Below are 22364 nucleotides of genomic sequence, written 5' to 3' on the forward strand. Positions count from 1 at the left end.
GCGGCGCCTTGATTGCCGAGCAGTTCGGCGACAGCCCGGCCGATGCCGCGGCTACCGCCCACCACCACCGCGCGGCGGTCGGCGAGCAGAGCGTGCTCGCTCATGCGCTGGCGGTCACCGGTTCGCGCTCCGGCTCATCACTGACCGCTTCGCGCGGCCACCACAACCAGCGGTCAAAGACGACGATCACGGCGGGCAGCATGAAAGTGCGCACCAAAAGGGCGTTGAGCAACAGGGCCACGCCTACCGTGACGCCGATCTGCGCCAAGCTGAGCACGCTGCTGGCGGCGAGCGCCAACGTCGTCAACCCGACCACGATGCCGCCGCCGGTCACCACCACTCCGGTCGCCGCGAAGGCTCGGATGACGCTGGTGCGCACACCCGCGGCATGCCCTTCGCGAATTCGCAACGGGAACAACAGGTTGCCGCCGGAGGCGACTCCCACCAGCGACAGGAACGCGATGGGTGGAACCGACCAGTGCAATTCGTGGTGCATCAAGCGCTGCCAGATGAGCGCGCTCGCTCCAAGAGCGGCCAGGTAGGAAACGGCGATGCTACCCAACACGATCAAACCGGCGATCGGACTTCGCAACAGCACCGCGGCGATCAGCAGAATGACACCGAGACTGATCAGCGCCACCAGGGTCAGGTCCCGCCCCACGATGTCCTGCAGATCGCGAATTGCCGGTCCCACCCCCGTCATGTCGACGGTGGCCGGCTGCAAAGTGCTGTTCCTCACCGCATCGGCCACGGCAGCGCTTATTTCGCGAGCGCGGACAGCGCCATCATTGCCCCACTCCTGTCCATCGCCGTAGACGAACAGCCGGGTGGCATGACCGTCAGGTGAAAACAGTTCGTCGAGGGCCGGCCGGAACCTGGGATCCGTCAGGATCGTCCGGGATGCGTACAGGGCCGAGCCCGGACCGCTCGCAGCGGATGCGGCGAGCCCTTGCAGATACCCGGCGAGGTCCTGCGCGGGGACGGGACGAGCGTTGCGCAAGATGTCCTTGAAATTCGTTGCGATCATGCGCGTCTGGGTGAGCTGCTCCCACACATTCTTCGTCATCGTGGGAGAGCCGGTGCCGGCGGACGTGGCACCGTCAACGGTTGCCGCGATCAATTGCTGCGCCGCACCGATCAGCTTCGTAGCGCTGTCCACAACAGCATTGGACCATTGCACCGCCTCCTGCGCGGCCGCGCACACCGGAGTACTGGGGCAGTCCGGGATCGCGCTGACGAAGCCGCGGAGCGAATCAAACACTCCCGACACGTCTGCGGCCCTGGCTTGGACCTTGTCCGTGGCTTCCTGGGTCAGATGCACGGCCAGGCTCACACCGCCGATCGCAAAGGGTCCCGCCGACATCCCCGATTGGATGAGATCCACCTGGGAGAGCAGCTCATCGACCGCCGCGTCGAGATCGGCAAGCACCGGCCTGGAAGTGATCTGATCGGCGAACTCATCGAGCCGATCCCCGAAATTTCCGGCGGTGGCGGTCAGAGCGGCCTGCTTTGAGACCATCCCGGCCGGATGGCTCGCGGACTGCACCGTACGGACGCCGGTAAGCCCCATGATGGCGGCGGTAACCTGCTCGATGGCTCTCAAGCCAGCTGGGTTACGCAAATCGTGACCGGATTCGATCGTTACGACGTCGGGGTGGAGTTGGTTGGGACCGAAGTGCGCGTTGACGGCGCGGTAGCCACGGTTGGCTTCCGACTCGGGCGAGGTGGCCGACGTTTCGTCCCACCCGATCGGGATGCCGGGCAGGCCGATCGTCAAGACGAGCACGAAAATGCCGCTGGCTACCAGTATCGGCGCCGGCCAGCGCGCCACGTTGATGCCGATGCGCCGCCAGCGTCGACTGCGGCTCCTGCCCGGAGGTGGCTCGAGCAGGCCGGCGCGGCTCGCCAGTGCCATCAAAGCCGGTGCCAAGGTCAACGCGGACAAGCCGACCGCCGATGCGCCGATCGCGCAGAGCACGCCGGTGGTGGCAAACATGCTGATTCGAGCTACGCTCAGCCACCCCACTGCACCCAGGGGGGCCACGAGAATCAGGGTCGACCCAATGATCACGGGTGCCACCGCACGGTAGGCGTTCACCAACGCGTCGGGCGGGGCCACGTCGTGGCTCCGCTCTTCGTGGTAACGCCCGATCAGGAATATGACCAAGCCGGTCCCAGCGCCGACGATTACTGCGACGCTGACCGACAGCGAGAACAGCGATACATCCATCAGGTCGTGGGCGGCCAATTCTGAGACGACCGGCCTGCACACCGCGAGCGCCATCAGCACCGAGACCAGCGGCACCAGCGCGGTGATAAGCGAGCGGTAGAAGATCAGCAATAGCAGCACCAGCACCGCGATTGCGAATACGGTGAATATCTGCACCTGCCGGTCCACGGCGCCGAACTCATCCATGATGGTCGCACCGGCCCCGGTGATGTAGACGTGCAGCCCATCTGGGGGTGTCATGTGTGCCGCGATGTTGCGCGTGGCAACGATCGAATCGGCTCCTTCGGAGGTGCCGACCATGCCATTGAGTCGCATGGTGGCGGTGACTACATGGTGATCACTACTCACGGCGGTGCCGGCGGTGGGTACCTGCCACCAGTCCATCAACCCAAGAACATGTCGCGAGTCCGCCCGCAGGGCAGACACCAGTTGGGCGTAGAACTCTCGGTCCTGGTTGTTCAGGCCCCCGTCCCGCTCGAGCACCAGGTACGCGACGTTGTCGGTGGCCGGTTTGCCAAACGCATCGGCCGACCGCTGCACGGAAAGGTCGGTCGCACTCCCCGACAACAAGTACGGCTGGTCCTCGTTCGCGATCACCTCATTGACGGGCGGCGCAAAACTGTTGCCGGCTATAGCCACAATCGCCCACGCAGCGACGATCAACAATGCGAACCGATAGATATACCTACCAATCACTGCATGAGCCTCAGCTGCGCCGCGGGTCAGGTATCACGCGGTAGCCAGTCGCATCCAAGTGGTGTATCACCTTCTCAATCGACACGTCGGAACCCCCGAACAAAGTCGGCTAATTCAACCACCCCGACCGTGCGACCGACAGTGGTTTCCCCCGCGCGGCGCACCGCCTCTGGCGGCAACGCCAAATGTTGGTCCGCGCATTCCTGACTCGCTAAGGTCTGCCGTCATGGGCCTGTTGCGGTTCCTTTGGCGCCGTGTGCTGGCGTTCGACCGCATCGGCTCCCGCATCCCGCAGCTGATCGGAGTCTGGCTGCTGGAATTGTTCTTCGCGATGCCGTTGACGTTTTTCATCGGAAAAGTCATCGATATTCACGGCGCGTTCGGCGTGGCGGGTACGCACGAGCGGCTCGACGGAGTGTTCTGGGGAGCCTTGGCGATTTCGCTGCTTTTCGGGTTCCTCTTCGTGCGGTCACTGCTGAAACCCCGAGTGGTCGAGGGGTCGTGGACTCCGACCGTGCACGCCGACGTCGGCGCCCTGTCGGTCTACGGCGCCAACAAGGCCTGGACGGTGACCTACCCCTACCTGACCAGCCACCCGTCCTACGCAGTGCTGTTGCTGCTGACGGCGCCGATTCCGGCGGTGATGTTCGCGGCAACGCTCAACCAGGGCGACAGCACGTTCTATTTCCGCGTATCCGGCATCGTCGGGCTGATCATCCTTGGGTGCATGGCATTGGCGCGCATCATCACCTGGTATGTCCATGGGCGGCGCGCACTCGACGAGCAGCTGCGCGGCTCGCCCATATCGCAGCGACGGCTGGGCTGGGAGATCGCCTGGAAACCCGTGCTCGTCCTGGTGGCGCTGATCTACACGATCGTCTGTCTCCCGCTCGGGCTGATGTGGCTGAAGGAGGAACGCACCATCGCCGCGCTGCCCGTCGTGACCGTCGCCGACGCCGAGCATCCCGGTGACTACCGCCGGGTGCAAGGGACGCTGGCGTCCGAAGCCGTCTACTGGGCGCCGCGCGGCACCGGCCGTGGGGGCAACAACTATGCGGGTGCCGGCGTACTGGTGTCGTTGACTTCCGGCGGCGAAGCGCTGCTGCTCGCCGAAGCGCTGTCGGTTCCCGACTTCAGGGGCATGATGGCCGGCGTCCATGGCGGTGTGCTGAAAGCCACCGGGAAGGTGATCGACGACATCACCAGCATGCAGCGCGAGTACTACGGCTTCGACGAAACCGCATTCGCGCGACCCGCTTCCGGTGGCCGGGTGCTGCTGTTGCTGTCCAACCCTTAGGAACGCCGGCCGGATTGCCGGATTCGGCCGGGCACGTGTCGTACCGTTCTCACCAGGTCCCGGGCAGACCGTCGATGTGCCGCGCCAACCTGAAGGGGGCTGACGAATGAGCAGGCCAGTCGTAGTGGTCGTGGCATGCGCCGCGCTGCTGCTAGCGCCCGGGTGCAGCAAGCCCAAGACGCATCACTCGGGGCACCGAACCCCCGCCGCCGAGACGTCGGCGGCGACCTCGCAATCCGAACCGTCGAACGAGCCGGCCGCGGTGGGCACAATGACCTTCCGCTACGAGCCCGCGGACACGCCCGACGCGCAACGCGGTCGCCAAATGATGGTTGACGCAAAACTATTGGAGAGCATGGCCGGCCACGTCAACGACACGCTCAACCTGCCGCACGATGTGGCAGCCGTGGGCAAGCAGTGCGGTGAGGCCAACGACTATTGGGATCCCGCCGTCAACGAGATTCAGCTCTGCTACGAAAACATCCAGCAGAGCGCACAACGCTTCGCCGACAACGGAAATCAGGAGGCGGTGACGGCGGCCGTCGACGCGACCATTTCCGGCTTCTACCACGAACTCGGTCACGCCACGTTGGCCCTCTATCAACTGGCTTTCACCGGACGCGAAGAGGATGTGGCCGACCAGTTGTCCGCGTTCGAGCTGCTGGCTCCCGGCGCCGACGGCAAGCCCTATCCCAACGGTGTCCGGATCGCGATGGACACCGCCGCGGACTGGAAGTTGAGCGCCAAGGAGGCCGGCGACGCCAACGAGCTTCCCTTCTGGGACGGGCATTCGATGGACATCACCCGGATGTACAACTGGGAGTGCTGGATCTACGGGTCGGACACCACGGCGAACGCCGGCATCGTCACCTCCGGCGACCTGCCCGAAGACCGCGCCGGCAACTGCGAGGAGGAGTTCCAGAACATGTCCAGGGCGTGGCAGCAGATGCTCGGCCCGCACCTGAAGAAACCTAGCTGACCGGGAGTTCATGCAGTATTCAGGCATTCGTGGGACTGCGCTGGTGGACCGCACACACGTGGCGGATTTCCTCACGGTATGCGGGTGGTTCAGGTAGCCAACTTCTACGGTCCTCGTTCCGGAGGGCTGCGCACCGCGGTGGACCGACTGGGCGCCGAGTACTGTGTGGCCGGCCACGAGGTGTTTCTTGTGGTGCCGGGTCCCCGCGCCCAACGGGACCGGCTGGACACCGGGGTCGTGCGAATCACCTTGTCCGCCAAACTGCTTCCCTATACCGGGGGCTACCGGGCGATCATGCCGGGGCCGGTGCGGGCGCTGCTGGCCGAGTTGCGCCCGGATGCCCTGGAGGTGTCCGACCGGCTGACCCTGCGGTCGCTGGGTCAGTGGGGCCGCGAGCACGGCGCCACGACGGTGATGATCTCTCATGAACGGCTGGATCGCCTTGCCGGGCAGGTACTTCCGGCTCGAAGCGCACAGCGGCTCGCCGACTTCGCCAATCGGCGTACCGCCGCCGACTACGACACCGTCGTGTGTACCACCGAATTCGCGCGGCAAGAATTCGCCCGGATCGGCGCGACCAACACCGTGACCGTGCCGCTCGGCGTCGACCTGCAGACCTTCCACCCGCGACGACGGTCCGGTGCGTTACGGCGGCGCTTCGCCGGCCCGGGGCAGGTATTGCTGGTGCACTGCGGGCGGCTGTCGGTGGAAAAGCGCGCCGACCGCAGCATTGACGCGCTGGCCGCGCTGCGCGCCGCGGGCGTCGATGCGCGGCTGCTCGTGGTGGGTGCGGGACCGTTGCGCAGCAGGCTGGAGCGGCAGGCCGCCGGCCTGCCGGTGGAATTCACCGGGTTCGTCGCAAATCGGCGGACCGTGGCCGGCCTGTTGGCCTCGGCGGATGTCGCGCTGGCGCCCGGCCCGCACGAGACCTTTGGGTTGGCGGCCCTCGAGTCGCTGGCCTGCGGCACCCCCGCCGTGGTATCGCGCACGTCGGCCATGACCGAGATCGTCACCACGGACAGCGGTGCGGTGGCCGACAACGATCCGGCGGCCATCGCCGATGCGGTCTGCGAGCTGGTGGGCCGGCCCGAACAGCACCGTCGCCGGTGCGCGCGGCTGCGCGCGGAGATGTTCACCTGGCAGCGCTCGGCCACCGGCATGCTCACCACACTGGGTGCGGCCTGAGCGGGGCCGACCGCTAGTCGTCAATCAGTTTGCCGCGGTGCATGATTCGATCAAGGCGGGTCCGTACGTGGCAGCGCCGCATTCACATTCCCAGCGGACATGCGGACCACAGGAGCACGGGACGGTGACGACGATCATGTGTCCGGGCAGCAGCCAGTGACCACGCGAACAGCGCCGGGGCGGGCGGTCCATCCACTCGGCACGCAGCACGTGCGACAACTCGCCGACATCAGCACTCACGTCGCCCACCGTCGCATCGATCCAGCCGCGAAATCCAGCGCGCTGGCTGAATCGTTACCCTTCGTTGCCTCTCGTTGACCGTGTCGTTGTGCCGCGGCCAATTTCCCCAGCAGGGACGGAACTAAATAAACTGCTTGATTTAAACCAGGCACGGTAGTTCACTGAAGCGATGGCCACGGCGCGTGCGGTACGGACCGACCGCTCGGCGGTCACTCGGGAAGCCATCCTTTCCGCCGCTGAATGGTTACTCGCCGAGCGCGGCATGTACGCAGTCTCGAACCGGCAGATCAGTGAGGCCGCCGGACAGGGAAACAATGCCGCCGCCTGTTATCACTTCGGTACCCGGATCGAGTTGTTGCGGGCGATCGACGGCAAACACCGGCTGGCCATCGAGGAGCTGCGCGCCAAGATGCTGGCCGACATCGGTGAATCCACCGAACTGCGGGACTGGGTGGGCGCACTGGTGCGGCCGCTGACCGAGCACTTGGCGCACTTGGGTAGCCCCAGCTGGTATGCGCGCTTCGCCGCACAGGCCATGGCCGACCCCAGCTACCGGCAGGTCGTGACGAAGGACGCGCTCGCGTCGCCGACGTTGGTGCAAACCGTCGACGGGATCAACCGTTGTCTCCCCGACCTACCGAAGCGGGTGCGTTCGGAACGAATTGTCATGGCCCGCAACCTGTTGATGCACACTTGCGCCGAACATGAAGGCGCACTGGCCGAGCATGGGCCGCACGCGCGGTCCGGCTGGCCGGTCGCGGGCGAAAACCTGATCGACGCCATCGTCGGGCTGTGGCGCGCACCGGTGCATCTGCGCGCGACCACCGGCTAGCCATCACGATCGAGGAGCAGGATGACCGAAGTAACGATCACGACCGACCTTCCCGAGTTTCCGATGACCCGGGCCGTCGGCTGCCCCTTCGCGCCGCCGCCAAAGGTGTTGGAGCTCAACGCCGAGCGCCAGCTGGGCCGGGTGCGGATCTGGGACGGCAGCACGCCGTGGCTGATCACTGGCTACGAGGCGATCCGCTCGTTGTTCACCGATTCGCGAGTCAGCGTCGACGACCGCCTGCCGGGCTATCCGCACTGGAATGAAGGAATGCTGGCGACGGTGCACAGCCGCCCGCGTTCGGTCTTCACCTCTGACGGTGAAGAGCACACCCGATACCGGCGAATGTTGTCGAAGCCGTTCACCTTCCGGCGGGTCGAGGCACTGCGGCCGGCAGTGCAGCAGATCGCCGACGACCACATCGACGCGCTGCTGGCCGGACCCCAGCCGGGCGACATCGTCGCCGGATTGGCCCTGCCGGTCCCCTCCCTGGTCATCAGCCAGCTGCTGGGAGTGCCCTACGAGGAGGCCGACTTCTTCCAGGAACAGGCACAGCGCGGCATGGGCCGCTACGCGACCGAAGAAGACACCGCCCAGGGCGCCGCGTCCTTGGCGAGATATCTGGCCAAACTGGTCCGGATCAAGATGGAAAGTCCTTCTGAGGATCTGGTTTCCGATCTCGCCGAACGGGTCAACGCCGGGGAGCTCAGCGTCCGCGAGGCAGCGCAGCTGTCCACTGGCGTGCTCATCGCCGGTCACGAAACCACCGCGAACATGCTGAGTCTGAGCGTGGCGGCGCTGCTGGATAACCCAGATCAGCTGGCCCTGCTGCGCGACACCGAGGACCCGAGGGTGATCGCTACCGCCGTCGAGGAATTGATGCGGTACCTCAGCATCATCCAGACCGGCCAGCGGCGCATCGCCATTGCCGACATCGAGCTCGGCGGCGAGACGATCCGGGCCGGCGACGGCATCATTCTCGATGTGGCACCGGCGAATTGGGACAGCCGCCAGTTCCCGGCACCGGAACGGTTGGACCTGACCCGTGACGACGGCCCACACGTCGGTTTCGGCTATGGCCGCCACCAATGCGTCGGCCAGCAGCTCGCCCGGATGGAGTTGCAGATCGTGTTGCCCACCCTGTTCCGGCGGATCCCGACGCTGCGGATGGCGGTGCCGGTCGAGGAGTTGCCGTTCAAACACGATGCGCTGGCCTACGGCGTCTACGAGCTGCCGGTCACCTGGTGAGGCGCTGAAATTGTGACGCCGCAACTCGCCGCCCGCGGTCCGGTGATCGAGATTCCCGACGAACCCGACCGGGCGCGGATGTATGCCGAGATCGGTGCGCGGCTGCGCTCGGCGATGGTTGAGCACCATGTCGACGCGCTGATCCTGTTGCTGAACGGCTACGTCGGATACGCCACCGGCGCCAGCTGGCCGCTGCTGGACGCGGGTCTGTCGCATGTGGAGCGCCCGGTGGCGGTGGTGCTGGCAGACGACGAGCACCCGCACCTGTTCATGCCGTTCCGCGCCGGTGCGGCCGCGTACCATCAGGTGCCACCGGATCACGTGCACGGCCCGGTCTATCTCGAATTCGACCAGGGGGTAGCGGATTTCGCGCGGGTGCTGGCCGGGCTGATCCCGTCCGACGCGCGGATCGCGGTGGACGAGCTGACCGGCGCCATGCGCCGCGCCGAACGGAGGTTGTTCCCGTCGGGCCCGCCCTCGGAAGCGGCGGTGGTGGTGGGCGCAGCGCAGCTGGTCAAGACGCCCGACGAAATCTCTTGCATCCGGCGGGCGTCGCGCATCACCGAACAATCGGTGGCCGAAGTTCAGCCGTTGTTGACGCCCGGAGTCCGCCAGATCGATCTGTCCGCGAAACTCGTTCGCCGGGCATTCGAACTGGGCGCCACCGCCAACATACTGGAGGCCATCTGGCAGGTGATGCCGACGTCGCGGGCGACCGGGGTGTGGACCACACACGGCGACCTGGCGTTGCCGCTGCTGACCACCGACCGACGATTGACGGCCGGGGACGTGTTGTGGACCGACATCAGCATCAGTTATGCGGGCTACTGTTCGGATTTCGGCCGAACCTGGCTGGTGGGTGAGCAACCCTCGGCGCGCCAGCAGGACCAATTCGCCCAGTGGCGGGCCATTCTCGATGCGGTGCTTGCGGTCACCAGGGCCGGCGCTACCTCCGGCGACCTGGCCCGCGCCGCAATCGCGGCCAACGGCGGGCGCAAACCCTGGTTGCCGCACTTCTATCTCGGTCACGGCATCGGCACCTATCCCGCCGAAACACCGATGATCGGAACGGATCTCGGGGAGGAGTTCGATGACAACTTCGTGTTTCCACCGGGCATGGTGCTGGTCTTGGAGCCGGTGGTCTGGGAGGACGGCACCGGCGGCTACCGCAGCGAGGAGATGGTGGTGATCACCGACGACGGCTACACGCCGATCACCGACTACCCGTACACGCCCTATGGCGACTGACGTTTCGCCCGACTCGCGCCCGCTGCGGATCGCCCGGCGCGAGCGTGCGCTGGCCCAGATGGCTGCCGACGATCTCGATGTTTTGGTGCTCGGGCGCCAGGCCAATATCCGCTACGTGACCGGCGCCCCCCAGCTGTGGATCGCCGGCACCCGGCCGTTCGGCCCAATGTGCGTGGTCGTGCGCGCCACCGGCGAGATCTATCTCAACGCCACCGACGATGAGGGTGTCCCCGAGGAGATCGACCACGACCACCTCTACGGATTGGCCTGGAACCCGTTGACGCTGATCGAGTTGATGAGAGGCATCGACGGCGCCGCCACGGCGCGGCGGGTCGGGACCGACGCGCTGACCCCCACTTTCGCCGCGCTGCTGCCGCAGGCATTTCCCCAGGCAGAGATCGTGGACGGGGAGCACACCATGCGCGCGGCCCGCCGCATCAAAACGCCGGACGAGATCGGTGCATTGGGCACCGCGGTGCGGGTGGCCGAGCGCGGCCTCGCCGCCGGTGTCGGCGAGCTCCGGCCGGGTGCGTCCGTGCAGATGTTGACCGGCGCGGTGCTCGAGGCGATGGCGGCGGGCGGCGTCAGCACACCGGCCACCCAGGACGCCGCGTGGGTGACCCCGCGAGACCACCCCTCGGGTGCTGGCAGGCCGGTGGTCCGCGACGGCGACCTGGTCACCTTTGCGGCGGGTGCACTGGCCGACGGATATGTGGCCGAAGTAGGCCGCACCTGGCCCGCCGGAGAATCCGCGGGTGGCGCGGTCCGCGGGCTCTACGCCCGGCTGAACACGTTGTACGACAAGCTCGTCGACGCATGCCGCCCCGGCGCCCCGGCCGAGCGGCTGCTTGCGGCCTACGCAGCGGCCGGTGAACCGTTGCCGCCCATGGCCATCGCCCATGGCCTGGGCCTCGGTTTCGACCCGCCGGTGATCTCCGGAACACTTCCGGCTGGTGCCGCCGAGTGTCTGGAGACCGGTATGGTGCTGGCCGTCACCGGATATGTCTGGCAGCAAGGTGTCGGTGGGGCGCTCCGCCGGGACACCATCCAGGTCACCGAGCACGGTGCCGAGGTCTTGACCGCAAGTCCGTCCTGGCCGGCGGGTTAGGCGACCGCACCGGCTTCGCCCAGCGCTTCGTCGAGCAGGTCCCCCACTCGATGATGCGACCACAGCGACAGCACGTTGCACAGCATCTGCAGGGGCGCTCGCACGCTTTCCTCGTCGCTGATCCGGTGATCGGTGCGGTCGGCCGGCATGTCCGTCCCGAATCGCTTGTGCAGCAACGCCGGAACATCCAACAGCCAGGCAACCCCCATCGTCGCGGCGTAGAGCAACGTATGGCGGCGCAACCGGTCAGGATCGAGCACAACACCGCCGTGCCGGTGAAATTCGGCCACGAAATGGTCCAGCAGTTCGCCGAAATGATCGCGCCAGAGCATGGTTTCGGCCCCCGACATCGCGCCCCAGAGCGCCATGCCCAGGTTCATTTGGCTGACGCAGCCCCAGTCCAGCAGACCACAATGCAGCGTTGCGGTGTCGTCTCGCCAGAACCAGGCGTTGTCCACGTTGGCATTCCAATGGCAGAGCGCGACGTAGTCGGTGTCGGCGGCGAGTTGACCCAGGATGGTTTTCTCATGCCGGGCCAAACGGGGCGCGTCGTGCCGCAACCGCACGGCGAGCCGCGGATCCGCCGCGAGCGCGGGCAACAGACCCGGATGCCGTTCGGCGAACTCGGTCAGGTCGGCAATTCTGCGGCTGAGCTGCTCGGCGGTCCAAGGCGGGCGCTCCCCCACCGTCGCCGCCCGCACGTCGAGCGGGAACCGGGCGGTGAGCCCGGCCGGCAGCAAGCCGGATCGATGCGCACCGGCCAACCGGGCCAAAGCGGATACCAGTGCCCGGTAGTGCTCGACCGGTTGTGGCATCCGGTAATCCAGGCACTTGTGGTATTGCGGCTCGATTCCGTTGCAACCGAGAGTGATTCGTTCGGTGATCAGTAGTCCCGTTCCGGTGTCCCGGTGATAGTCGGCAAAGACAACGCGGGGTACCGCAATGGGGAACCCTTGCATCCGGGACAGCGCCGCGAACCGCACCTCCGGCTCCATCTGCGTCTTGCCCCGATCCCGGACCGGGTTGTTCACATCCCGGGAGAACTTGACGAACAGCTCCGTGGGTAGACAGTTTTTGCTGCGGCGATACCGCACGCTCAACGCTGCCTTGCGTCCGGTGCTGCCGCCGGCGACCTCACGAAACGCGGTGATGGCGGCAACGGAGTCGTTCTCGGCCAACGTGCCCGCTGCCCGGAAGGCAGCCGTCAAGAACGTGGGGCCGCCGCGACGCAGCGCATCCGGATGCACTGGCATCGGTTGCCCTAGCGCGTCGCCGGAGACCCATTCGGCGTTGTCACGGCGCATAATTCACCAAGTCTGTTCGGCCGCGCGCACCAGCATGTGGTTGACGGCGACCCGGCGGTCGCGGGTGACCATGTAGAGCACGGCGTCGGCGATGTCCGCCGGGCGCAATTTCACCATGTCCGCGGTTTGCCGTTCGAAGGTCTCCCGTGCCGGTGCCGCCAGATGGCTGAAGATCTCGGTGTCGACGGTGCCGGGGCCGACGACCCCGACCCGGACCCGCTTGCCCAGCACCTCTTGCCGGATGCCTTCGCTGAATGCGTTCACCCCGAACTTGGTCAACGAGTACACCGCGGTGCCGGGTCGGGCCACCCACCCGGCCGTCGAGCTGATGGTGACCAGATCGGCCACCCCGCGCGGCGAGTCACCGGCCGCCTCGATCAGATGCGGCAGCGCGGCCCGGGTCACGTACAGGACACCCTTGATGTTGACCTCGATCAGGTCATCCCAATCCTGCAGGGCGGCTTCGGCGGCCGGCCCCATCCGCATCAGGCCGGCGTTGTTCACCACGACGTCCAGCCGGCCCAGCTCGCTTACCGCGTGCTGCACCGCTGCGGCGACTTGTTCGGCGTCGGTGACGTCGGCGGTTGTCACCACCGCCGTGCCGCCCGCGGCGTGGATCTCGTCGCGTAGCTCGCGGAGCCGGTCCGCCCGCCGGGCCAGCACCGCCACCGCCGCACCTTGCGCGGCAAGAGCTTTGGCCGTGGCCGCGCCGATCCCGCTGCTGGCACCGCTGACCAGCGCGGCGGTGCCGGTCAGCGGCGGTGTCGCAGATGTCATGGCCGGGCTCCCGAGTTGCTCGCGTGCAGGACGTAGTCGTTGTGCTCACCGAGATCGGGGGCGCCCCGCGCGATTGCGGCGGGACAGTTCGCCATTCGCCACGACGGCCCGACGATCGGACGCTGGCCTTCGCGGTGATCGGTGACGAAGCGGTACAGCTCGCGGTTCCACAACAGCGGGTCGCTGATCACGTCGAGAGATGTTGCACTCTTGGCGGCCGGCACCCCGGCCCGTCGGAGGCGCTGGGCGAGTCTCTCCGCGTCGTGGGGCCCGGTGAGCGCCGCCAGCGTGGCGTCCAGCGTGTCACCGTGCCGGTGGCGCCCGTCGCCGGTCGCGTACCGCGGGTCGCGGGCCAGGTCGTCCGCCTCGAGCACGTCGCACAGCCGCCGCCACTGCTCGTCCGTACCGACGGCCAGGCTGATCCACGCACCGTTGGCGCACGGGTAGCACCCGTGCGGGCACATGTCCGGATGACGGTTGCCTTCGGGCAGCAGTGGGCCGCCGGTGTAGCTCTGGTGCAGTAGGCAATCCCCGATCATCGACGACAGGGTTTCGACTGCCGAGACGTCGACGAACTGGCCCACTCCGCCGGCTTCGCGATGCAGCAGGGCGACGACGGCGGCGTATGCGGCGGCGGCGCCCACGGTGGAATCTCCGTACCGCATGCTGGCGCCGAGTGGCGGGCCTCCGGGTTGACCGACGAGCGAGGCGAGTCCGGCCAGCGCGGCGAAGCACGGTGCGTAGCCCGTCTGGTGCCCCAACGGTCCGTCGTTGCCCCACATCTTGATCGACACCGAGATGATGCCAGGGTTCAGGGCCTTCAGTTGCTCGTAGCCGAGTCCCTGCCGCTCCATCGCACCTGGCCGCAGATTGTTGATGACGATGTCGCTGTGCCGGATCAGCTCGTGCAGCCGGGCCATGCCCGCCGCCGATTTGATGTCGAGGTCCACGCTGAGGATCTCGGGGTTGATGCTCAGAAAGAACGGTGCGTGGTTGACGTCGGTGCCGCCGTAGGCCCGCATCTCCTCGGGGATCGCAGCGGATTCGACCTTGATCACCTCGGCACCCAACAGCGCCAACAGTTTTCCGGCATAGGGGCCGGCCCACACCTTGGTCAGTTCCACCACGCGCACGCCTGCCAGCGGGCCGCCCCGATCATTGATGGTCGTGCGCATCGACCGCGCCCGGCGTTGGGGGCGTGACCTGACGGGCGCATTGAGTATCGACGCCGTGTGCTCACCGAGACGAGGGGCGGCAGCGGTCAATTCGGCCGGTGTGGCGCTGAGCGCGTAGGGCACCGTCGGATAGGCAGCGGCGCCCAGCACCGGGTGCCGCAGCTGGCGGAAAAACCGGCGGTGCCGGTATTGCGGCGAGCGGTGCAGGTCCTCGGCGTCGTTGACCGGGACCAACGGGACCCCCAGTTGCTGGGCCCGCTCGGCGGCTGCTTCCCGCGGCAAATCCTTGACCCACGCCGCGAAGCCGCGCTGGAAGGCGGCGACCTTCTGCGGTGTGACGGAAAACTCCAACCAGTCGTCGTCGAATGCGTCCAGCCACTCCGGCTGTCCCAGCAGCTCTTTCACGCCGAGCCAGTGCGCCCGGTTGGTCACATACAGATAGACGAAACCGTCCGCGCAGGCAAAGAAGGACGCCGGACCCTGCTGGTCGTAGTCACTCCGCTCGCCGGTCGCCGGGGACTCTCCAGTGAGGACGCGGCCGACGATGCAGTCGCTGCGCGACACCAGCACGGCCTGCTGGGAGATGTCGATAGTTTCACCCCGCCCGGTACGTAATCGGCGCACCAGCGCCGAGGCGACGCAGAGAGCGGCCTCGAGCCCCGCCTCGTAGTCGGCCAGGAATCTGCCGGGACCCTGCAGTGGCGGCTCGGCCGGATCGGCGTGGCTGGGCGTGTGATAGCCCCAGCCGCTGGCTTGGAACACGTTGATGCTCGCGGCATTTCGATACTCGCCGGGCGCGTCCTGACCGAACGGGGTGATCGAGCAGAACACCACTTCCGGATGGCGTTCGGGCAAGCCGGAGATCTCCGCGCCGATCACCGCGTCGGCGCTACTCAACAGCTGCTGCAGACACTGCCGGCCGGCGGTATCGGTGATGTCGAGCTCCACCGAACGCTTGTTGGTGTTGAGGTATGCGAACAGCACACTGCCTTCCGGCGCCGGGGCATACCCAGGTCGGCGGGCGAGCACCGGCGCCATCGCCCGGGTGCTGCTGCCGCACCCGGGCTTCTCGATCTTGACGACTTCGGCGCCGAAGTCCGACAACAACTTTCCGCAGTATTCGCCGGCCACCGAGTCAGCCAGCTCGACAATGCGGAATCCCGTCAGCGCCGACATCACGGCATCGCGGTCAGGGCTTTTGCCGGCCCGAGCGGCTCAGCCGCCACTCCGGTGGGAAGTTCAGGTCGTTGTCCTTCACCACGTTGTTGAGGCCCTTGCTGAAGGTGCCTTCGGTCAGGTCGACGTCGTTGTCCTTGTCGTTGGCGATCATCGGCAGCATTCCCTCGACCATGCCCGTGAGCAGGCTGCCGAAGTACTCCCCCTTGTGCTGCTTGTACAGCTCCAGGAAGGTCTTCTGCACCGCGACGGTGTCCGTCGGACGGGACCGCGAGCAGGCCAGCGCGTACTTCGCGGTCTCCTCCTCCAGCTTGTCACGGGGCACCACGCTGTTGACGAAGCCGCAGTCGTACATTTCTTTTGCGCTGAAGGGCCGCCCGGTGAACAGCATCTCGGAGAACTTGCGCAGGCCCATCGTCTCGGCCCACCACCACAGCCGCGGACCCCAGCCGACGTAGCGGAACGCCGGGTGCCCGAACAGGGCGTCGTCGGAGGAGATTACCAGGTCGGCGTCGCCGGCCTGATAGAAGTGCCAGCCGTAGCAGTAGCCCTTGGCTTCGATGATGCTGATCTTCCGAAGTTCCTGCAGCGGACGGTTTCCCGCGCGCGCCTTGGCGTAGAAGTCGGTCACCGTGGACAGGTAGCGATACGAACCGCCCGGCGGGTATTTGACGTCGTCGTCGTTGATGGCGAGCTCGTGCAGCAGCGACATGCCGGGGTTTTCCAGCATGCCTCGCTGTTCGGGCAGGTCCCCGCCACTGCCGAAGTCCTCACCCTCGCCGCGGATCACGACGACCTTCACGTCGTCGTCCACGTTGCACTTGTGGATCAGGTCGGCGTAGTTCTGCCGCATCCCGAGGGTGGTGGAATTCTGTGCGTCGGGGCGGTCGAAGGTGATGTAGGCGATTCTGTTCTTGACGTCCTTTTCGAACTTGATGTACTGCTCGGCTTCCTTCTTCATCTCTTCGTAGTCGTATTCGGGCATGTCTCTCTCCACTTCTGTTGCCTGGTTGAGTGTCTACTTGAGCAAAGCGCCCGCGTCGACGGGTAAGGAAACGCCTGTGACATAACGTGATTCATCAGAGGCGAGGAACAGGACGGCATTGCTGATGTCGACGGCCTCCACCCACGGCACCGGCAACGTGTGTGTCATCTGCGAGAACGGCGCGAAATCCTCGGGGCCCGGATTTTCCAGATCCGGGCGGAACAGCCGGAATGTCACCTCGTTCATGGTCATCGGTGTGTTGACCTGGCTGGGGTGCACCGAGTTCACCCGGATGCTGTGCTGGCCGAGCTCGACGGCGAAGCTGCGCATCAGCCCCATCACGCCGTGCTTGGCGGCGATATAGTGTCCCGTGTAGGCCAGCGCTTTGTGCGAACCGACCGAACCGGTCAGCACGATGGAGCCGCCACGTCCGCCCTTGATCACGTGTGGCACACCGGCTTTCACGGTTTTCCACACGCCGGACAGGTTGACGTCGATCATGTCCTGCCAGATGTTTTCGGGCAACTTGTGCAGCTTGTTGCCGAACGTCCCGATACCGGCGTTGGCGACGATGATGTCGAGGCGACCGAGTTGCTGCACGCCGTCGTCCACCGCGGCCCGCAGCGCGTCGAAATCGCGGACGTCCACCTCGGCGGTAACGATGTGCCGCCCCAGGGCCTCAACCAGGTCGGCGGTCTCGGCGAGATCGGCCGGCGTCGAGGAGTCGTAAGCCAGGTTGTCGATGGGCCCGCAGATGTCGACCGCGATGATGTCGGCACCCTCCTGGGCCAGGCGCACCGCGTGGCTGCGGCCCTGCCCACGCGCAGCCCCGCTGATGAATGCGACCTTGCCCGCAACCCGTCCGGCGCGTCCGGCGCGTCCGGTCACTGGGGCACCACAGCCGGCATGGATTCCCAACCGCGCACCGTGGACGTCGGGCTCAGCTTGGCGTTGCCCAGGTCGACGTCCCACTCGGGGAACCGTTTGAGGATCTCTTCCAAGGCGATTCGTCCTTCCAGTCGGGCCAGCGCGGAGCCGAGGCAGAAATGCGTCCCGACGCTGAACGTCAGGTGCGGGCGGGCACGGTGAATGTTGAATTCGTCTGCGTCGGGACCGAATTGGCGGGGGTCACGGCACGCCGCCCCGATCAGCATCATCAGCACGCTGCCTTCGGGCACCGTGTGGCCGTGCAGGGTGACGTCGCGGGTCACGTACCGGGACACATGCGGTGCCGGCGGTTCATAGCGCAGCAGCTCCTCGACGGCCTGGGGGATCAGTGTTGGGTTGGCGACGATTTCGCGGCGCTGGTCGGGGTGTTCGGCGAGCACCTTGCCCGCCCACCCGATCAGCCGGGTGGTGGTCTCGTTTCCGGCCCCGGCGACGACGTTGAGGTACACGAGTATCTCGTCCCGGGTCAGCCGCCGCGTGGTGCCCGTCTCGTCGACGAACTCGACGTTGAGCAACTCGGTCATGATGTCGTCGGAAGGATTCTCGGCGCGCCAGTCGATGTAGGCGGCGAACTGCTCGCCCACCGACAGGCCCTGTTCGGCGGCGCGCATCGGCTTGCCCGCCTCGGTGCGCAGCTGGGCGTTGCCGCGGTCACGGATGTACACCTGGTCGTCCTCGGGAATACCGAGCAGTGCGCTGATGACCTTCATCGGCATCAGCGCGCCGAGGTCGGTGACGAAGTCGAACCGGCCCGATCCGATCAGCGGATCGAGCAACTGAGCGCAGAATTCGCGAATCATCGGTTCGAGCGCGCCGATCTTGCGCGGGGTGAACATCCGCGACAGCAGTTTTCGGTGCACATCGTGGATCGGTGGGTCTTCGAAAATCAGCATGCCGGACGGAATGTCGAGGTTGGCCTTGATCAGCTCCAGGATCGCGCCGCGGGCCGAGCTGAACGTGACGTGGTCGACCAGCGCCTTGTTCACATCGGCGAAGCGGCTCAGCGCGAAGAAGTCGTATTGGGCGTTGTAATAGAGCGGCGCCTCGTCACGCAACCGCCCGAACATCGGGTAGGGGTCGATGATGAGTTCCGCGTCGTAGGGATCGAAACGGACCTGACTGTCGGTACTTGTGGTCACGTAGAACTCCTACCGCCGGCCTCCCCCTGCACCACCGCTGCCGACCAAATCGGCGGTGAGGCGGGGGTTTTGGCCAATTTCTACACTTCGCTTAATTGGGCTGTCCGATCGAGCGCGAGGACGTCGGCTTTTCTCTATTCTCGTAGAGAACCATACAGCGGGTGTTGTGACAAGGCTCCACTCAACGCCGCCCGCTCCGGCGCGCCGGACGCCGCCCGTCGGTGCGGGTCAGTTCTCCCTTGGCCGGACTCTTGAGCACACCGGTGGCGATGGCCGCCAGAATCCCGTCGAGTTGCGCTGCGCTGTCGACGATTCGGTCACCGTGGGCGAAGCGAAGCAGCAGGCCGTTGATGAACGTCAGCGTGATGTTGCTCAGGTCCTCGACCACCGCCGACTCCAGTTCGGCACCGCGCGGCATCAGCTGAACCAGAATCTCGCGGTGCAACTTGGTGAAGGCATCGGTGCCCTGCTGCAGCGTCGCGGCGAGCGCCGGATCGCGCGAGGCCTGCATGGTCAACTCGTAGCGCGCCTTGGTGCGAGAGAGTTCCGGCTCGCGGCCGGACTGGATGACCACCTGTGACAGCAGGGAGGGTGACCGCGCGTTCTGGGAGTTGCCCGAATTATCGGCCACCGCTTGCAGATTCGCCATGTCGAGCTCGGCCAGGCGCTCGGCGACGGCCAGCAGCAGCGCGGAACGGGTGCGAAAGTAGAACGAGGTGGTGCCGTCGGGCACCCCGGCTTTCCGGTCGACCTTCAGGTGGCTCAGCCCCTTGGCGCCGTCGTCGGCCAGCAGTTGGATCGCCGCATCGCACAGATCGCGGCGGCGTTCGGCGGGGTTTGGCTTGCGTCGCTTGTCCATCGGCACCTTCGTCGGCTTGGCTGCAGAGCGTACTCTACATATGTAGTGTCAGCCAAGCGCCGTCAGATACCGATAGACAAAACCCCCGCTTCGGCGGGATGCCGAAGCGGGGGCCTTGTTCAGCTGTTGATCAAACGGCGATCAGGTGCACGGTACGCCGTGCGGGCCACCAATCCAATGGCCAGGTGGGGACTGCCACGGGCAGAACTTCTTGATCTGGCCGGGGGCCGGACCGGGACCCCACCAGTTGATCGGATTGTCGATACCCGGTCCCGGCGGGTTGGGCGGGCCCGGGATGTGCGGGCCGGGCCTAGCGTCGGCCATACCTGCGCCGAGGCCCAGGGCAGCTGCACCTAACGCACCCAACATGGTCGTTGTTCCAGCAAACTTCTTGATGTTCATTCTCGACCTCCTCGCGGGTCCATTCGCCGGGCACGTCTTGCGGCGCCGCGTTGACCTGCGATGACGGCGGACCGTCGATTTTTCGGTTGGATCTTGATTACCCGCGCGCCGTCCTTGCCAAACGCCACTGGGTCGGTGGCACCGGGGGTAGCCCCGCTCGGATTCTGGACCCCACCCAGCCGCGCGCCGCACTGGCTGCGGCCCTGTGTCGATGCCGCACGACGCTGGTGGAACTCGCCCAGCCTCAGACCGGCTCGCGCACCGGCAACCCGGCGGCGCCATAGATCGCGTCGATGACGGTCATGTTCTCGACGGCATCTTCCGGCGTGGTCTTGACCGGCTGGCCGTGCAACACCGCGGCCGCGAATGCGTCGAGTTGATACGCGTAGGAGGCACGGCGCGACAAGCGCTCCGCCCGCCTGCCGTTCGACGATTTCACTGTAAGTCGGTGAAACAACTGCGGGACAACGGGATTGAGCACCCGCATCTCGCCGTTATCGCCGATCACTTTAACGCTCATATCCAGTAGGCGCGTCGACCACATCGAGGTACGGACCCGGCCGGTGTGCCCTTCGGCGAACCGGAGTTCGGCCGTCATCGCCCGGTCGACCCGTGGGTCGCGCAGCTTCGCCTGTGCGGAAACGACTTCCGGAGTGGATCCGCCGAACGTGCGAACCATGTGGACGGCGTAGCAACCGGCGTCCATGGTGGCGCCCCCGGCAAGGGAATAGTCATAGCGGATGTCGGAGAACTTGGGCAGCGGGAAGCACATGGCCGCCTCCACCCGGCGCAGCGTGCCCAGCTCGCCCGAGGCGATGATCTCTTCGATCCGCAATGTCAGCGGGTGGTAGCGGTAGTGGAATGCCTCCATCACCACCTTGCCCGATTCTGCTGCCGCGGCTGCGATCTCGCGGGCCTCGGCAGCGTTTGCGGTGAACGGCTTCTCGCACAGCACGTGCTTGCCCGCGGCCAGCGCGGCGCGGGTCCACCGGCCGTGCATGCCGTTCGGCAGCGGGTTGTAGATGGCGTCGATGTCCGGGTCGGCAATCAGTGCGTCGTAACTGTCATGGACGCGGTCGATGCCGTGCTTGGCGGCGAATGCCCGTGCGCGCGAGACGTCGCGGGCCGCCACGGCGGCTACGACCACCTCGGCGTTCCCTTTCGCCGGATTCACCAGCGCCAGCGGCGCTATGCGCGCTGCGCCAAGAATGCCGATGCGCATGGACACCGGTTCACGCTAGCACCGCACTACGCCACTCAGCGGCGCGCGAATGCGGGAGCGCGCTCCGGCAGGACTCCGACTCCGATGAAATACGCGGGCAGAAACGAGACCCACGGGAAGCGCTCGATAAAGCGCAGCACCGAGTCCGGCGGCGCGGGATCGGCGCCGCGCAACAACGGTCCGAGCAACCGCCGATGTAGCACAAGTTGCACGAATTGCGTTATGGCGGTGGGGATTACCCGGCGGCGGCGGATCCTGGCCAGATCACGGTCGGTGACCCGGTGCCGCTGCAGCGGTTCGGCGAGGATGGTCGCGGCCGCCACGGCATCCTGAACCGCCAGGTTGATGCCGACGCCCCCCATCGGGGACATGGCGTGCGCCGCATCGCCGATGCACAGCAAGCCTGCGCGGTGCCAGCGTCGCAGGCGATTCACCCGGACATCGAGGTGCTTGACGTCGTCCATGGACTCCAGCGCGTCGACCGATCCGGCCGCCTCCGGCACCAGGGCCGCGACCTCGCGACGGAATGCCTCGATGCCCTGCGCGCGCAGCTGCGCGTCGCTGCCCTTGCGCCCGAGGTAGGCGATTTGGAAGTAACCCTCCCGCGGGATCACAGCCAGTGCCTTGCCCGGGCCGGTGCGGGGCAGGAACGAGAATTCGGTGTTGTCGTTGCGGGGCAGCTGGAACCACCACACGTCGAAGTTCACCGGGAACTCGCGGGTCGGCAAACCGGCCTCCTGTCGCGCGATGGACCACCGGCCGTCGCAGGCGACGGTGAGTTCGGCCCGTAGTTCGCCGTCACCGTCGGGACCGCGATACCGGACCCCGGTCACCCGGTCACCCTCCCGCAGCAGCCCGGTGACCTCGGTGTTCATCCGCAGGTTGAACGTCGGCTCCGCGGTCGCGGCCTCGGCAAGCAGATTGAGCAGGTCCCACTGCGGCACCATCGCGATGAACGGATGCGGTTGGCGCAGCCGGCCGAAGTCGACGTAGGTCACCGAGCGGCCATTCGACTCGAATGCCGCATTGCGGACTTCGGTATACGACAGCTTGGAAAAGCGTTCCCACAGCCCCAATTCGTCGAGCAGCCGCATGGTGGTGGAGTGCACGGTGTCGCCGCGGAAGTCGCGCAGGAAATCGCCGTGCTTCTCCAACAGGGTGACGTCCACGCCGGCCCTGGCCAGCAGCAGCCCCAGGACCATGCCCGCCGGGCCGCCTCCGATGATCGCGCACGTCGTCTTCTCGGCCATGACGGCTCAAGCATAGGTCTCGCCCGGACACGGCTTCAGCCCGCGCCAGTTTGCCGCCGTCGCGAGG

General features: G+C 66.5%; 18 protein-coding genes. 7 read left to right on the forward strand and 11 right to left on the reverse strand.

The window, feature by feature from the left end:
* Positions 1-100: 100 nt before the first annotated feature.
* The gene (locus A9X01_RS17080; RefSeq protein WP_065121873.1) at positions 101-2926 is read right to left on the reverse strand and encodes an MMPL/RND family transporter; all 2826 of its coding nucleotides are present in this window, start codon (positions 2924-2926) and stop codon (positions 101-103) included.
* Positions 2927-3152: 226 nt separating this feature from the next.
* On the opposite strand from A9X01_RS17080, the gene A9X01_RS17085 reads away from it, so the two are divergent.
* The 7 genes from A9X01_RS17085 to A9X01_RS17120 all read left to right on the forward strand — a co-directional run bounded on the left by A9X01_RS17085 (position 3153) and on the right by A9X01_RS17120 (position 11060).
* Positions 3153-4223, forward strand: a complete 1071-nt coding sequence (locus tag A9X01_RS17085; protein ID WP_065121874.1) for a hypothetical protein — start codon at positions 3153-3155, stop codon at positions 4221-4223.
* A 106-nt stretch (positions 4224-4329) separates the two neighbouring features.
* Positions 4330-5202, forward strand: coding sequence for a DUF4344 domain-containing metallopeptidase (locus tag A9X01_RS17090; protein ID WP_065121875.1), 873 nt, complete (start codon positions 4330-4332; stop codon positions 5200-5202).
* Between the two features lie 78 nt (positions 5203-5280).
* Entirely contained in the window at positions 5281-6387 is a 1107-nt protein-coding gene (locus tag A9X01_RS17095) for a glycosyltransferase (RefSeq protein WP_065121876.1), read from the forward strand.
* Between the two features lie 409 nt (positions 6388-6796).
* Positions 6797-7459 (forward strand): TetR/AcrR family transcriptional regulator, encoded by a 663-nt coding sequence (locus tag A9X01_RS17105; RefSeq protein ID WP_065121878.1) that lies wholly within the window; start codon positions 6797-6799, stop codon positions 7457-7459.
* A 21-nt stretch (positions 7460-7480) separates the two neighbouring features.
* Positions 7481-8704 (forward strand): cytochrome P450, encoded by a 1224-nt coding sequence (locus A9X01_RS17110; RefSeq protein WP_065121879.1) that lies wholly within the window; start codon positions 7481-7483, stop codon positions 8702-8704.
* A 78-nt stretch (positions 8705-8782) separates the two neighbouring features.
* A complete protein-coding gene (locus A9X01_RS17115; RefSeq protein ID WP_436405279.1) occupies positions 8783-9952 on the forward strand; it encodes a M24 family metallopeptidase in 1170 nt (389 codons plus the stop codon).
* Positions 9942-11060 (forward strand): M24 family metallopeptidase, encoded by a 1119-nt coding sequence (locus A9X01_RS17120; RefSeq protein ID WP_065121881.1) that lies wholly within the window; start codon positions 9942-9944, stop codon positions 11058-11060. The genes A9X01_RS17115 and A9X01_RS17120 overlap by 11 nt, the downstream gene beginning before the upstream one ends.
* Here the strand turns inward: A9X01_RS17120 and A9X01_RS17125 are convergent.
* The 10 genes from A9X01_RS17125 to A9X01_RS17165 all read right to left on the reverse strand — a co-directional run bounded on the left by A9X01_RS17125 (position 11057) and on the right by A9X01_RS17165 (position 22297).
* Positions 11057-12313 carry a hypothetical protein gene (locus tag A9X01_RS17125; protein WP_155772134.1) on the reverse strand — a complete coding sequence of 419 codons (1257 nt, stop codon included), beginning with the start codon at positions 12311-12313 and terminating at the stop codon, positions 11057-11059. The genes A9X01_RS17120 and A9X01_RS17125 overlap by 4 nt on opposite strands.
* A 54-nt stretch (positions 12314-12367) precedes the next feature.
* Positions 12368-13141, reverse strand: a complete 774-nt coding sequence (locus A9X01_RS17130; RefSeq protein WP_065121883.1) for an SDR family NAD(P)-dependent oxidoreductase — start codon at positions 13139-13141, stop codon at positions 12368-12370.
* Positions 13138-15492, reverse strand: coding sequence for a CaiB/BaiF CoA transferase family protein (locus tag A9X01_RS17135; RefSeq protein ID WP_065121884.1), 2355 nt, complete (start codon positions 15490-15492; stop codon positions 13138-13140). The genes A9X01_RS17130 and A9X01_RS17135 overlap by 4 nt, the downstream gene beginning before the upstream one ends.
* 13 nt (positions 15493-15505) lie before the next feature.
* Positions 15506-16477, reverse strand: a complete 972-nt coding sequence (locus A9X01_RS17140; RefSeq protein WP_065121885.1) for an enoyl-CoA hydratase/isomerase family protein — start codon at positions 16475-16477, stop codon at positions 15506-15508.
* A 33-nt stretch (positions 16478-16510) separates the two neighbouring features.
* Entirely contained in the window at positions 16511-17389 is an 879-nt protein-coding gene (locus A9X01_RS17145; protein WP_436405280.1) for a mycofactocin-coupled SDR family oxidoreductase, read from the reverse strand.
* On the reverse strand, positions 17362-18564 hold the full coding sequence (locus tag A9X01_RS17150) for a cytochrome P450 (RefSeq protein WP_065121887.1): 1203 nt from the start codon (positions 18562-18564) through the stop codon (positions 17362-17364). The genes A9X01_RS17145 and A9X01_RS17150 overlap by 28 nt, the downstream gene beginning before the upstream one ends.
* Before the next feature lie 181 nt (positions 18565-18745).
* Positions 18746-19423 carry a TetR/AcrR family transcriptional regulator gene (locus A9X01_RS17155; RefSeq protein ID WP_065121888.1) on the reverse strand — a complete coding sequence of 226 codons (678 nt, stop codon included), beginning with the start codon at positions 19421-19423 and terminating at the stop codon, positions 18746-18748.
* A gap of 141 nt (positions 19424-19564) precedes the next feature.
* Positions 19565-19825 (reverse strand): hypothetical protein, encoded by a 261-nt coding sequence (locus A9X01_RS29250; protein ID WP_081282432.1) that lies wholly within the window; start codon positions 19823-19825, stop codon positions 19565-19567.
* A 244-nt stretch (positions 19826-20069) separates the two neighbouring features.
* A complete protein-coding gene (locus tag A9X01_RS17160; protein ID WP_065121889.1) occupies positions 20070-21047 on the reverse strand; it encodes a Gfo/Idh/MocA family protein in 978 nt (325 codons plus the stop codon).
* A gap of 35 nt (positions 21048-21082) precedes the next feature.
* A complete protein-coding gene (locus tag A9X01_RS17165) occupies positions 21083-22297 on the reverse strand; it encodes an FAD-dependent oxidoreductase (protein WP_081282433.1) in 1215 nt (404 codons plus the stop codon).
* Positions 22298-22364 lie beyond the last annotated feature (67 nt).

The sequence above is a fragment of the Mycobacterium asiaticum genome (genome assembly GCF_001668675.1).
In the GTDB taxonomy this organism is placed as follows: Bacteria; Actinomycetota; Actinomycetes; order Mycobacteriales; family Mycobacteriaceae; genus Mycobacterium; species Mycobacterium asiaticum_D.

What these genes read in the sequence shown, in the direction of transcription:
- A9X01_RS17085 (WP_065121874.1), top strand. Translation starts at nt 3,153, where the DNA reads ATGGGCCTGTTGCGGTTCCTTTGGCGCCGTGTGCTGGCGTTCGACCGC.
- A9X01_RS17090 (WP_065121875.1), top strand. Translation starts at nt 4,330, where the DNA reads ATGAGCAGGCCAGTCGTAGTGGTCGTGGCATGCGCCGCGCTGCTGCTA.
- A9X01_RS17095 (WP_065121876.1), top strand. Translation starts at nt 5,281, where the DNA reads ATGCGGGTGGTTCAGGTAGCCAACTTCTACGGTCCTCGTTCCGGAGGG.
- A9X01_RS17105 (WP_065121878.1), top strand. Translation starts at nt 6,797, where the DNA reads ATGGCCACGGCGCGTGCGGTACGGACCGACCGCTCGGCGGTCACTCGG.
- A9X01_RS17110 (WP_065121879.1), top strand. Translation starts at nt 7,481, where the DNA reads ATGACCGAAGTAACGATCACGACCGACCTTCCCGAGTTTCCGATGACC.
- A9X01_RS17115 (WP_436405279.1), top strand. Translation starts at nt 8,783, where the DNA reads ATGTATGCCGAGATCGGTGCGCGGCTGCGCTCGGCGATGGTTGAGCAC.
- A9X01_RS17120 (WP_065121881.1), top strand. Translation starts at nt 9,942, where the DNA reads ATGGCGACTGACGTTTCGCCCGACTCGCGCCCGCTGCGGATCGCCCGG.
- A9X01_RS17125 (WP_155772134.1), bottom strand. Translation starts at nt 12,313, where the DNA reads ATGCCAGTGCATCCGGATGCGCTGCGTCGCGGCGGCCCCACGTTCTTG.
- A9X01_RS17130 (WP_065121883.1), bottom strand. Translation starts at nt 13,141, where the DNA reads ATGACATCTGCGACACCGCCGCTGACCGGCACCGCCGCGCTGGTCAGC.
- A9X01_RS17135 (WP_065121884.1), bottom strand. Translation starts at nt 15,492, where the DNA reads ATGTCGGCGCTGACGGGATTCCGCATTGTCGAGCTGGCTGACTCGGTG.
- A9X01_RS17140 (WP_065121885.1), bottom strand. Translation starts at nt 16,477, where the DNA reads ATGCCCGAATACGACTACGAAGAGATGAAGAAGGAAGCCGAGCAGTAC.
- A9X01_RS17155 (WP_065121888.1), bottom strand. Translation starts at nt 19,423, where the DNA reads ATGGACAAGCGACGCAAGCCAAACCCCGCCGAACGCCGCCGCGATCTG.
- A9X01_RS29250 (WP_081282432.1), bottom strand. Translation starts at nt 19,825, where the DNA reads ATGAACATCAAGAAGTTTGCTGGAACAACGACCATGTTGGGTGCGTTA.
- A9X01_RS17160 (WP_065121889.1), bottom strand. Translation starts at nt 21,047, where the DNA reads ATGCGCATCGGCATTCTTGGCGCAGCGCGCATAGCGCCGCTGGCGCTG.
- A9X01_RS17165 (WP_081282433.1), bottom strand. Translation starts at nt 22,297, where the DNA reads ATGGCCGAGAAGACGACGTGCGCGATCATCGGAGGCGGCCCGGCGGGC.